The organism is Pseudoalteromonas sp. T1lg24, assembly GCF_002964745.1.
Classification (GTDB): domain Bacteria; phylum Pseudomonadota; class Gammaproteobacteria; order Enterobacterales; family Alteromonadaceae; genus Pseudoalteromonas; species Pseudoalteromonas spongiae.
In genome coordinates, this window is record NZ_PQCB01000033.1 from 209,218 (window position 1) to 220,782 (window position 11,565).

General features: G+C 39.5%; 17 protein-coding genes. 9 read left to right on the plus strand and 8 right to left on the minus strand.

The window, feature by feature from the left end; all coding sequences use genetic code 11:
• The first annotated feature begins 14 nt into the window (after positions 1 to 14).
• Both C2M30_RS21755 and C2M30_RS13205 read left to right on the plus strand, forming a co-directional pair.
• The gene (locus tag C2M30_RS21755; protein WP_234004730.1) at positions 15 to 248 is read left to right on the plus strand and encodes a DUF3291 domain-containing protein; all 234 of its coding nucleotides are present in this window, start codon (positions 15 to 17) and stop codon (positions 246 to 248) included.
• A 138-nt stretch (positions 249 to 386) separates the two neighbouring features.
• Positions 387 to 788, plus strand: coding sequence for a DUF3291 domain-containing protein (locus tag C2M30_RS13205; RefSeq protein WP_234004731.1), 402 nt, complete (start codon positions 387 to 389; stop codon positions 786 to 788).
• Between the two features lie 19 nt (positions 789 to 807).
• Here C2M30_RS13205 and C2M30_RS13210 read toward each other — a convergent pair whose 3' ends face one another.
• Together C2M30_RS13210 and C2M30_RS13215 are read right to left on the minus strand one after the other, a co-directional pair.
• Complete coding sequence (locus tag C2M30_RS13210; protein ID WP_105171949.1) at positions 808 to 1,497, minus strand: alpha/beta hydrolase; 690 nt, start codon at positions 1,495 to 1,497, stop codon at positions 808 to 810.
• Between the two features lie 168 nt (positions 1,498 to 1,665).
• Positions 1,666 to 2,961, minus strand: coding sequence for a Glu/Leu/Phe/Val family dehydrogenase (locus C2M30_RS13215; RefSeq protein ID WP_105171950.1), 1,296 nt, complete (start codon positions 2,959 to 2,961; stop codon positions 1,666 to 1,668).
• A 329-nt stretch (positions 2,962 to 3,290) separates the two neighbouring features.
• On the opposite strand from C2M30_RS13215, the gene C2M30_RS13220 reads away from it, so the two are divergent.
• Complete coding sequence (locus C2M30_RS13220) at positions 3,291 to 3,728, plus strand: MgtC/SapB family protein (protein ID WP_010559434.1); 438 nt, start codon at positions 3,291 to 3,293, stop codon at positions 3,726 to 3,728.
• 10 nt (positions 3,729 to 3,738) lie between these two features.
• Here the strand turns inward: C2M30_RS13220 and C2M30_RS13225 are convergent, their stop codons facing one another.
• From C2M30_RS13225 to C2M30_RS13235, 3 genes are read right to left on the minus strand one after another with little or no spacing between them, the layout of a single operon-like run.
• Complete coding sequence (locus tag C2M30_RS13225) at positions 3,739 to 3,993, minus strand: hypothetical protein (protein WP_100914950.1); 255 nt, start codon at positions 3,991 to 3,993, stop codon at positions 3,739 to 3,741.
• A gap of 1 nt (position 3,994) precedes the next feature.
• Complete coding sequence (locus tag C2M30_RS13230) at positions 3,995 to 4,420, minus strand: hypothetical protein (protein ID WP_105171951.1); 426 nt, start codon at positions 4,418 to 4,420, stop codon at positions 3,995 to 3,997.
• Between the two features lie 15 nt (positions 4,421 to 4,435).
• The gene (locus C2M30_RS13235; protein WP_105171952.1) at positions 4,436 to 4,753 is read right to left on the minus strand and encodes a DUF883 domain-containing protein; all 318 of its coding nucleotides are present in this window, start codon (positions 4,751 to 4,753) and stop codon (positions 4,436 to 4,438) included.
• A gap of 604 nt (positions 4,754 to 5,357) precedes the next feature.
• Between C2M30_RS13235 and C2M30_RS13240 the strand changes: the two genes are divergently transcribed.
• Entirely contained in the window at positions 5,358 to 5,936 is a 579-nt protein-coding gene (locus C2M30_RS13240; protein ID WP_105171953.1) for an outer membrane beta-barrel protein, read from the plus strand.
• Between the two features lie 86 nt (positions 5,937 to 6,022).
• Here the strand turns inward: C2M30_RS13240 and C2M30_RS13245 are convergent, their stop codons facing one another.
• Both C2M30_RS13245 and C2M30_RS13250 read right to left on the minus strand, forming a co-directional pair.
• Positions 6,023 to 6,301: a superinfection immunity protein gene (locus C2M30_RS13245; RefSeq protein WP_100914947.1), complete on the minus strand. Its 279-nt coding sequence runs from the start codon at positions 6,299 to 6,301 to the stop codon at positions 6,023 to 6,025.
• A gap of 134 nt (positions 6,302 to 6,435) precedes the next feature.
• On the minus strand, positions 6,436 to 6,708 hold the full coding sequence (locus C2M30_RS13250) for a ribbon-helix-helix domain-containing protein (RefSeq protein ID WP_010559441.1): 273 nt from the start codon (positions 6,706 to 6,708) through the stop codon (positions 6,436 to 6,438).
• A 15-nt stretch (positions 6,709 to 6,723) separates the two neighbouring features.
• Here C2M30_RS13250 and C2M30_RS13255 point away from each other — a divergent pair, with 15 nt between their 5' ends.
• From C2M30_RS13255 to C2M30_RS13275, 5 genes are all read left to right on the plus strand, one after another.
• Positions 6,724 to 7,119: a VOC family protein gene (locus tag C2M30_RS13255; protein ID WP_105171954.1), complete on the plus strand. Its 396-nt coding sequence runs from the start codon at positions 6,724 to 6,726 to the stop codon at positions 7,117 to 7,119.
• A gap of 446 nt (positions 7,120 to 7,565) precedes the next feature.
• Positions 7,566 to 8,699, plus strand: a complete 1,134-nt coding sequence (locus C2M30_RS13260) for a PepSY-associated TM helix domain-containing protein (RefSeq protein ID WP_105171955.1) — start codon at positions 7,566 to 7,568, stop codon at positions 8,697 to 8,699.
• Between the two features lie 239 nt (positions 8,700 to 8,938).
• Positions 8,939 to 9,451: a hypothetical protein gene (locus tag C2M30_RS13265; RefSeq protein ID WP_105171956.1), complete on the plus strand. Its 513-nt coding sequence runs from the start codon at positions 8,939 to 8,941 to the stop codon at positions 9,449 to 9,451.
• Positions 9,448 to 9,768, plus strand: coding sequence for an STAS-like domain-containing protein (locus C2M30_RS13270; protein WP_105171957.1), 321 nt, complete (start codon positions 9,448 to 9,450; stop codon positions 9,766 to 9,768). The genes C2M30_RS13265 and C2M30_RS13270 overlap by 4 nt, the downstream gene beginning before the upstream one ends.
• Positions 9,765 to 10,211: a hypothetical protein gene (locus tag C2M30_RS13275; RefSeq protein WP_105171958.1), complete on the plus strand. Its 447-nt coding sequence runs from the start codon at positions 9,765 to 9,767 to the stop codon at positions 10,209 to 10,211. Before C2M30_RS13270 ends, C2M30_RS13275 begins: the two co-directional genes overlap by 4 nt.
• A gap of 423 nt (positions 10,212 to 10,634) precedes the next feature.
• Here C2M30_RS13275 and C2M30_RS13280 read toward each other — a convergent pair.
• Positions 10,635 to 11,565: IS110 family transposase (locus C2M30_RS13280; protein ID WP_105171959.1), on the minus strand; the 931-nt coding region annotated here is incomplete at its 5' end.

Sequence of the window (11,565 nt, forward strand, 5' to 3'; positions counted from 1 at the left end):
AACTAAGGATAACGATGCAATTAGCTCAACTTAATATCGCGCTTGCAAAATACGCACTTGATGCCCCAGAAATTAAAGACTTTGTTGATAACCAAGGGTCTGTTGATCTTTGCTGTTCTATTTTTGTTCTGCTTGAGCGTGCTTTTATCGCGGCGCTCGATGTGTGGCCTAGCAATCTAAGCGAATATCGAGTAAAGCTTCCGCGTCCTGCTCACGCTCCTTACCTACATCCATATAGGCAACAATGAGAAAAGGGCGCTCAAAAGAACCGTTCGGCAACGCTTGATTGGGTTTTCTACTGTGTTATCGGCTGACTCACATAGAATAACTATGCCACGCAGCCTCTGCCTTGTATAAAACCCAATCAAACTGCTGCAAAAACGAACTTGAAAGGTCAACAGACCCTAGATAAAGTAAATTCACTCGCTGAAAAAACCGATGGTTTTGTATGGCGCCTTAAAGATGATTCTGGCGATGCAACCAGTATTCAAGCTTTTGAAAACCCTAATATGCTGGTCAATATGTCGGTTTGGCAAAATGTCGATAGCCTGAAAAACTTTATGTTTAGAACCAACCATCGTGACTTCATGCGCAGGAAAAACGAGTGGTTTGAAAAGCTAAATGAAGATAATTACGTGCTTTGGTGGCTAGAAGATGGCCATATTCCATCGCTAAGTGAAGCGATATCACGACTAAACCATCTTCGTGAGCACGGTGATACACCTTATGCATTCAGCTTTAAAGCAAACTTTACACCGCGCGATTTAAGCGAAGAAGCCACCAGCTAATTGCTGCTCTCAGTGCCATTTAGCGAATATCCATTTTCTCTTTCATCCATGTTTTTACCGGCAGAACCCACTGTGGCAATGGACGGTAAAACGCGCCATGCGATAAACCGGTGTTTATCGCTACTTCTTTAAATGATTGTACCTGCCCACTTTTGTCTTTTAACTTTTTGCAGGTATTTGATTTATCGGTTTTTTCATAAACAGATAAAACATGCCCATACACTTTTATATCATCATGCTTGCTTGAGATTAAACGGCCGCAACCTGCTAGTAATACAGTATTTACGCCAAAATCAGCTAGATGGTTTGACATTAATCCCGTAATAAACGCGCCACGTGAAAAACCAATCAAGGTAATGTTGTTGGCGGGCACCCCATTTTTAATCATGTTTCGGATTGTCGCGCTTTGCGCTTTTGCATATTCAAATGGATCTGTGTTCTTTTTACGATGAACCGCAACTAACGTGTAGCGATCATCAGCAAGCGCTTGCTTTACCTTTGGAAAATCATACAAACCCCAACCATTTTTCACTTCAACGGGCGTTGGGTTGTCTCCTTCAACAATATAACCATGGGAGTAGAAAACAAATTTATCACTTAGCTCAAATTGCTCGGGTAACTTCTCGACAATCTCAGCAGCATTTACAAAACTTGAAAGGAGTGCACAAAGCACAAAAGAAAAGGTGTTTAAGCGAGGAAAAAGCTGCATATAGATATTATTTTTATTTTATAAATTATGCGCTTAGTTTATTAATACAAAAGCTGTTTGTATATCGCCAATTTGTAAGAAAACGAAACAAGACCAAAAAGTGATACGTACTTAAGTGTAAAAAAGCGCGATTGTGAATCGCGCTTAGTTCAATAGCTAAAAAGATTATTAACGTTTCGATTGTGCATTAAAGTAATCGGTGGTGCCGTGCGCTTCAATAGCTTCGGTTAAAGCACGCAACGCTACGTTATATACACTGTCGCGTAGTGTAATGTCTTTTTCTTGATAGATTTGCCAAGCATTTTCAAACGCTTTTTCAAGCTTTTGATGCAGCTTTTCTTCTACTTTATCGAGTGACCATTGCTCGCCTTGTCTGTTTTGCAGCCATTCAAAATAACTTACGATAACACCACCAGCATTTGCCAAAATATCCGGCACCACTGTTACGTTATTTTGCTGCAAAACACTATCCGCCTCGCTTTCAACGGGACCATTAGCAATTTCAACAATGTACTTAGCGCGCACATCATTGGCATTATCACAGGTGATCACACTATCGAGCGCTGCTGGGATCAAAATATCAACATCTAAAGTAAGCAGTTCTTGATTGCTAATGTGTTTAAACTCTTGCACTTCGCACACCGATTGTTCGCAGTACACCGCAGAGAGTTTTTTGCTGCGCTGTTTTTCTTGGAAAATACTATCGACATCCAGTCCTTGTTCTCGATAAATACCCCCTTGCGAATCGCTTATAGCAACGATATTAAAGCCTGCTTGCTGCAGCAATTTAGCGCAGTGGTAACCACCGTTACCAAAACCTTGTATTGCCACAGTGAGCTCTTGTGGGTTTAAGCCCAGTTTTTTAACCAACATTTGCGTACAAATAAATGCCCCGCGACCTGTTGCACTTTCGCGCCCTAAACTACCGCCTAATGATATCGGTTTTCCGGTGATCACCGCAGGGGCTTTACTGCGCGTTATTTTTTCGTATTCGTCCATCATCCAACCCATAATACGCGCGTTGGTGTAAACATCGGGTGCTGGAATATCGGTATCGGGGCCAATAAAATCAGCCATCGCGCGCACATACGCACGCGATAATCGTTCAAGCTCCATTGGCGATAACGTTTTCGGGTTCACCGTAACACCGCCTTTGCCGCCACCAAGTGGTAATCCCACCACTGCGCATTTTAATGTCATCCAAAACGCGAGGGCTTCTACTTCGTCTTGATTCACCGCTTGGTGAAAGCGAATACCGCCTTTGCATGGCCCTAAGATATCGTTATAACGGCAACGATAGCCTTTAAAATAAGCTAAACGACCACTGTCTAAACGTACGGGTAAATTACACGCTAATGTGGCATGTGGATGACTCAGTGCTTCAATCACTTGCTTGGAGGTATTTGCTTGCTCTCCAATTCGTTGCAAGCGCTCTATTGCACTTACCAATACAGAATTACTCATACACTATCCTTAATTATGAACACTTCAATTAACAGCCATTATTCGTACTTGGCTAGCCTAATACTAGAGCGTGTTGAACTTTACAGTCTAGGCTACTTTAGGGTAACAGTAATAACTCATCTGGTTAAACCCATCACGTCGTTGCCAATCGACTTTGGATAATAAATTACGTTACACTGTTTTGGACGAGTGGCCCTAGTCGACACGCTGCGTATATACATAAGTGTTTGGTTTTATTATAGACCTTATCCAATACACTGTTTTTTAACGTTACGATCAGTTTGCCTGCGCACACTGTGTATTAAACCAATTTTAAAGATGAGAAACGGATGTTCGAGATAGATTTAGATTTCACCTTAATAATGTTTCACTTTAAACAACTTGGTATCGCATTTTTGCTGTCGTTACCGATTGCATTAAACCGTGAATCAAGAGAAAACGGCGCTGGTCTTCGAACATTTCCACTCGTAACCATTGCCTCGTGCGCTTTTATGCTGGTTGGTATTAATGTGTTTGAAGGTTCTGATGCCGAAGCAAGGGTAATGTATGGCATTATCACAGGTATGGGGTTTATCGGTGGCGGTGCTATTTTCAGAGATAAAGACAGCGTAAAAGGCACAGCTACCGCAGCCGGACTTTGGAATACAGGTGCAATTGGTGTATCGGTAGCATACAGTCGCTATGAAATTAGTATTGTGTTGTCGTTTATTGGGTTTTTAATCTTTCAGTTCTCTGAAGTACTCAAGCCTAAACAAAACGCCAAATAACAATAGCGCGTTACTTTATTAATAAGCTGATAATTTTAATTAGCTCGGAATGGGATGAACCGCATTTTTGGTTATCAGGATTATCCATTAATCCTTTTACAAAGCCCGCCCCAAAAGATGCCATAAGCCCTTCTTTTGACGATAAAATCGATTTCACATTCGTTTTTGCGACTTGTGTGTTGTAGTCATCAAACGCCTTTACCGCGAGGTATTCGGCTTTGGCTTTTTCAAGTTGGTGCAGATCATCTTTAAGTAAAAACTCCATGTTAGTCTCCGTTTAAAAGTAAAGACGCACTCGCTTTAAACCCCACGCGATGCCATATACGCTTAAGCTGAATAAATAGCCATACAGCTAATGCACTGTTAAGAAGTAACAAACTTCCAATTACCAAGGCTAAACTGGGATACATTTTATACAGAGTTAGCCCAACCACTGCATTAAGCAAGAGCCAAATAACACTGACAATCACGACCAGTGTTAAACAAATCGCGAATGAGAGTAACGCAGCGCTGAGGCTAACTTTAGCCTCAGCCGCTACGAGATTTTTTGACGTAATGAGCTTGGCAATTTTACTTTCAAGCAATGCTGTTACGCTTTCGAATGTTTGCGTCAGCTTCGCCTCGTTTTCAGGCTGCTGATTTGGCTCGCTTTGATTGTTAAAACCGCCCTGCTCGGGACCTATGTTGTCCATCGTCTTAAACCTATATTATTTACGTTTAATAATTGCAGACACCAACATACCGAGTGAAAATGCAATACCTGCTGTTGCTACTGGGTTTTCTACTGCGTATTTTTTAACGGCTGACTTTTCCCACTTAGCTTTCATTTCTTGCTGCTTTTGCGCCAAGCTTTCAGAGCTTGAATGCGCAGTTTCACGCAATGTTTCTTCCGCTGTACCGACCTTTTCAGTGATGGTATCAACTGATTCATGAAGTGATTCGTTGAGCTTATCGGCAACTGGGTGCGCCTGAGTTGAATTTTGCTTTGCTTTACCATTTGTGGTGTTTTGATTTGATGTAGCCATTTCAAGGTTCCTTTTCCTGGTTAAAAATTTGTTTCTCATATTTTTTAAACTTACTAATACTCAAGCAACTATGATTCCAACAAAAAATAACCAATAAAATCAGTAAAATAACAAAATTTAATTTGTAGTCAGTCATAACAACCATGAAAAAATTACACCTTTTATTGTAGCTTTTGCATAACACAATTTACTTTTTACACATGGGCTAAATTAGCGTAAACAAATAGCCTTACATGCGAGTAACAGTACAAAAGCACTTCTCAAAAATAGTAGTAAGTAAACGAAGTTTGTTTAGCCCATACACTTTTAGCTTTGGTTTAATCCGCTTTATTCGTGTTTAAGCCGTTAAAAATACAAAATAGTCGCTATAAAAGGCTATTTATCAGTTGCCTACCCTAACTGCTTTTTTCTTTTTAGCACTGTGTGTTCATACTTCATGGGATTAATGTAAATCTTTCATAATTAATGTGTTTTTTACATTCATCAAATACTCAAAACACTCGCAAAAAAGCATTAACCTGTTGTTTTATTTACAATTTAAAATTTGGTCTAGGCTTTGCAACGCTTTGGCTGTATTAAACGCAAATAAACACAAGGAATTTTTATGAAAAGTAAACTACTTACAACATTATTCTTATCATCAGCTATTTTTGCACAGCCGTTACTAGCGAAAGATAACAAGCAAGTAGATCATCGCGGTGTTTATGTGGGTGGCGGTTATGGATTAATAAGTGCCAGTGGTGACGATGATTTTGATGATGACGACGACGCGTACAATGTATTTATTGGCACCCAGTTTAATCAAATGATCAGTTTAGAAGCGGGCTATTTGGATTTTGGTAAGTTTGGCAACGATACCTTTAACACCAAACTCGATGGTTATACGTTAGGACTTAAGCTTGGTTTACCTGTTACTGAACGTGTAACGCTGTTTGTAAAAGGCGGTAATTATTGGTGGGATGCCGATTTAAGCGGATTTGATAATACGCTATCACTTGATGGAAACGAGTTATTTTACGGCGCTGGTGCATCATTTGCTATTTCAAAAAACTGGCAACTTAATCTAGATTACACCCGCTACGACTTTGAATTTGAAGATGATGAGATTGGCATTTTTTCAAATGTAGATAAATTTAATGGTGAAGTCGACTACGCAAGTCTTTCGGTGCAATACACCTTTTAATCAATAAAATCAGCGCTAACGGCCGCTGATGATTTTTAATATTTTCGCCCTTTTTACTGCTAATGCTGTAAAAAGGGCGTTTTATATTAGCTTGCTTCGCTTGATGACGCAGGTTTGCGCGATTTAGTCACCGCTTTTTCAACACTTTTACCGGTGACAGCCCAAATCATCAGGCCTGACCACGCAATAAGTGAAAAACCCGCTGGCACACATGCCGCTGCGATTAATTTTGCATGTTTGCGATTAAAGAAAAACGCCAGAACTGCCGGTAAAAACCATAAAACCAAGGTTGCTAATGCAACAGCTAATATAAACACCGGATCTGCGTTGGCAAAAAGATCTTCAAAAAAAGTAAGTGTTTCCATAATCGTATTCTCAATAAAAGTAACTGGGGCCAGACTACTTGGCTATGAGAAATAACTTGGCAAAAAATGCTAAGCGGCAAAATGCGGTGATTAATGGTTAACACCCAATGTAGTACCTAGATACTACCCGTTAATTAACCAAGTGGTTTACTATTTAGCGCATAGGTTAAACACGTTACACGCAGCATTGATGCGAGATTTTTAACACTGCCATGGCGTTCAATTACTTCTTGATACAAGGTGGAAATAAACTCCGGCACTGTTACTTTTTCATCGGCTGCTATACGCTCGAGAATTTGCCAGATTTTATTTTCTAGCGAAATACTTGTCACCACCCCCTGAATGCGTATTGAACGCTTGGTGCTATCGTAAGATGTTTGCGGCTCTTGAGCATATAATTCACACATAAGGTATTCCTAACAATGGCAAAAATGATTCACAGTATGATCCGCGTAGTAGACGAATCAAAATCACTGCAATTCTATCAAAACATACTTAACTTAACAGAAAAACGCCGGATTACTTTCGATAGCTTTTGCTTAATTTACTTAGGTAATGATGAATCAGATTTTGAACTTGAACTGACATTAAATTTTGACCAAAAAGCACAGTATGATTTGGGTAACGGATACGGCCACCTCGCAGTAAGCGCCGAAAATATAGAAGCACTGCATCAAAAAGCCGTTTCTCTTGGTTATCAACCAAAAGACGTAAAAGAGTTTTATAACGGTGATTCACTCGTTGCGAAATTCTTTTTCATTAACGATCCAGACGGTTACGCGATTGAAGTAATTGAGCGTTCAGATACATTTAACTAAATCACAATGCGAATACAGAGTAAAACAAGTGCTTACGCTGTATTCGCGTCTTCTAATACGCAAAATCGCCATTTTGCGTGTTCACTCATATTTGCCAGCGTACTTAATGCTATATACAACAATATTTATCGCTTTAATAAAACCCTAGTCGATTCAACCCTATAACAGGAACGTATCAGGTAATAGTTTCGATAGTGCAAAATTAACAATAATTATTATCATTAACTATTCCAATTTTATTGCCGCTTGCTTAGAATGCCCGCAACCTTTAAAGAAAATAACGTTTACTTAAAGCAAAATTAAACGGCTAACTTAAAAATACAGCTTGTCCGCCACATTTTGCCTCACTGAAGCGTTTAAAGCACATTTGGTCCGTCAATCAAATATGTAAAGCAGCGAGTTACACAAGCTTAGCTCGCCGCTACCGTTATAATGAGCAATAAAATATGAGTATAAGAAAAGCCTTTTTTTGGCTTCACCTAATTATTGGTTGCATCGCTGCCCTATTTATTTTTTTAATGTCGGCCACCGGTGCGCTACTTACCTATGAACGCCAAATTATTCATAGCGCAGAGCAACAAGATTATCCCCAAGCACCTTCTGCTAACACACAAAAACTGACGCTTGAACAAATAAAGGCTATTGCCAATACCTTAGAGCATAAAAAGCCGTTAAGTATTGCGATTAGAAACGAACAAAACGCCTTTATTCAAATTAAAGAAGGCCGCAAAACCCTTGCCTATTTAAACCCATACAACGGTGAACACATTAACGAACCGGGGCTTGCAACTAAAACATTCATGCGTAAATTGCGTGCTTTTCATCGCTGGCTAACCCTTGATGGTAAGTTTAGTGAGACAGGTCGCTGGGTTAATGGCATCGCTAATATTATTTTCTTTATTCTAGTGCTTTCGGGTCTTTATTTGTGGCTACCAAAACGCTTTAATAAACGTGCGTTTAAACAAAAACTTACTTTTGCTAAGTCTTATCCAAACACCAATGCGCGCGATTACCAATGGCATAATGTGTACGGTATTTATTTAGCGCCAGTACTTGCGGTACTTATTGCAACTGCTTTCTTTTTCTCTTTTAAATGGCCGGGAAACACCCTAAAAGAAATGGTATCAAACGATGCGAAAGTTGAGCAGCTAAAAGCGTCGCCATTAAATAATGGCACGCCACAATCGCTTAATGTGTTATTTGAAAATGCAATTAACCACACACCAGAATGGCAACGTGCACAGTTTACACTTGCTAATAAACCTATGGATAAAATAGCGTTTAGCCTTGATACCGGCACAGGGGGCGAGCCACAAAAGCGCTTAACGGTAACGGTAGATACCCAGACTGGCGCTGTATTACAAACACTCACATTTGATGATTTATCAAACTACCGCAAAGCACGCAGTTACATTCGCTTTTTACACACAGGCGAAGCATACGGCATTATCGGCCAAACCATCGCAGGCCTCGCCTCATTATTAGCGTGTTTGCTCGTTTATACAGGGATCATGCTATCGTGGCGCCGCTGGCAAAATTATCGCTTACGAAAAGCAAAACTAGCATTAGAAGCCGCTTAATATCATCAAACTAAAAAAGGTTAACCAGGGGGTTAGCCTTTTTATGTGCCAGCCCTATCACTTTTCCAGACCAACTTTACATTGCCCACATCAAAAACTACTGATAACCTACAGAAATTATTAAATAAAACAGTTGTTAGTCTGAAGATTTATGGATAAGGAAAACTTCCTTAAATCGAAATGCGCACTAATAAGCTGTTATGCTCAACTTTATCATCCATTGGTGTAATCACTAAACTATGAATTTTTTTCACAAATCTAATACAAGTAAAAAAGTCCAAATCCAAGAAATATTTGAAGGAATAGAAAGAGCTAATTTAGTTCCTGAAAAATATTTTTCTGTTTTTTCTCATATCGCTGAATTGGTCTTAAATGTGTATCACCATTCGACCTCTAGTTCGTTTCTATGTGTGAACTGGTCACTTAACATTGAAAAAATTAATAACAAACTAATAATAACCGTATCTGATAGTGGTCAAGGAATTGAAGAAAGTCTTAAAGCAAAAAATATTAAAAATACTGATCTTAACAAGTTAATTGAGTTCGCTGTGGAAGAAACGTTAGACGATAGAGGTCAAGGTCTGCGAGCTATTTATGATTCAGTAAAAGCCGGTGAAATTCACGCCTTACAAATTAAAAGTTCACAAGTTAAGTACTTTGTGGATTTAAATAATAAAAGCATTGATACCCTAGATATCAATTATCAGGGCGTTGAGGCTCAGTTAGTTGTGATGCTTGGGGAAGTATCATGAAGAATGTAGATATAGTTTTAAGTGAATATAACAAATTTATGTATGGACGATTTCGAAGTGACGGAGATAAATCCGCAGAAGCGTTTAGGGAAGATGTGTTAAAACCTGCGATGGTTAAGAATGATATGGTTACACTCGATATTTCAATGAAGTACGGACTAGCAAGCTCTGCACTGGAAGAAATATTTGGAGGTCTAGTTAGACATTCTGACTTTAGTGCAGAAGAAGTTCTTAGTAGACTTAATATAATCTCAGATTGCGAATTTACCAAAGATAGTGCTGTTAGATTTATAAAATATGCAGGAAAGAGAAAATGACAGAAATAGAGTCCGCATTCGTTAAAGTTTTCGTCGGTTTCTTGTTAGGTGCTGGGTTAACTTATTGGAGAACTAAATATACTATTTATTCATCAGATTTTTCCAAGCGGATTGAGTTTGCATGCGGATTAATAGACGACTATGCCGAGTGTTCTTGTAGGTATTGGTCAAGCCTTAAAGAAAGTGATGAGTTAAAGTCAAATATTCACTATGTTACAGGTTTACAATCTCGTCTAGCGACCTTCCTTACAGCTATGGATGATGACTACTCTGGTTTTAAGGTTGACTCTATTAAAGAAGCTCTACATGATTTGAATAATGAGTGTACAGGAGGGAATTTTAAAAATAATACTAAGGTAGACCAATATAAAATAACCGCAATTCTAAATCTAGCAGAAGCATTGAAAGCTGAACTATTTAAAATTAGGCGTCTTAGAAATTAAAGTCACAAGGGAAAAGTGAACATAACAAACAAATTAATCGAGACTAAAAATTGCGGGCTTTGGCTCATTCTTCAAAAATTCTAGCCCACAAACTTTTAACCCATTATTCGGGCGTTGGTATGACTCCCACTGTCAAGTTAAACACACTGATCCTTGCCTAACTTTAAGCCATAATCTTGAACTCGAATTAGAGCGAGTTAACGCATAGGATGAAGCAAGTAATTTCGTCGGTTTTCATGCTGGTATTCGTTGATTATTACTATTTATAGTAACAGAGCAGACTTTACTTAATTCGACGTGGCACCTGTCTTCAGTCTATGTTCGTGGTTCAATGCTGCGTTAGCAGCATCGCCATCCTAACGCCGTCGGTGGTTGTGCCACACCCGATGCTTGACCCAATACATTAACTCTAATTCGTTCATATTAAGCAGGTACTCTTGATAATCTTAATTTAGGATTTATCGGTGAGAGTACAATCTGTTTTGCGATTACCCAGATATACGCAATCATTTCACGGGCAATGGCGGTGACAACGAGGTTGTAATGCTTACCTTTATTAATAAGCTTTTTATAGCGTTTACACAGTCTTAATTGTGCTTTCCAGGCGATATCAATAATCTGTTTTGGTAAGCCTTCTTGTCGCTTTTGTAGTTCAGTCGAGATGTTGGCAGCATGGCGGTAACTATGCGCTCCTTCGACTAACAATCGTCTTGCTCGACCATTGCCGCATTTAGTAATTGCGCCAATATGCCTTTTACCGCCACTTGAGTGTTCACTTGGTACAAGGCCGAGGTAACTCATCAGCTTACGCGGATGGTCGAAGCGGGTTAAATCGCCAAGCTCAGCGACAACGCCTGCAGCCACAAGTAAACGCACACCACGCATCGCTTGTATTGCTTTAACAACAGGGTAATAACGCCATTGATAAACATGGTGTGCTAGTTCGTTATCAAGTCGCTCTAATCGAGTAGTTCGTTCAGTGATAGTTTGTATGAACTCTTGTAACACAATGTGTTGTGCGGGGTGCGGCAAAACAAGCTCTGTGAGCCAACGTAAGTGTTTGAGAGACCAGTTTGCAGTGCCTGAATAGTTGATATTGTTGCGAAGAAGCAGTGCCTTTAGTTGGTACTTCGCATCTTTTAAATCCTTCATGGCGACTTCACGGGCACGAGACAAATCTCTGATTGATTCATCTTCAGGCTCAGGGACGTAAATAGGGGTTAAGTCTTCAGACTTAAGTAACTTAGCGAGCTTTAAGGCATCGCGCTTGTCCGTTTTGACACATTCTCCTGGTTTTTTAGGAATGAGAGAAGGTGCAACGACATAACAGCAATGGCCAAGAGAAGTAATTAAG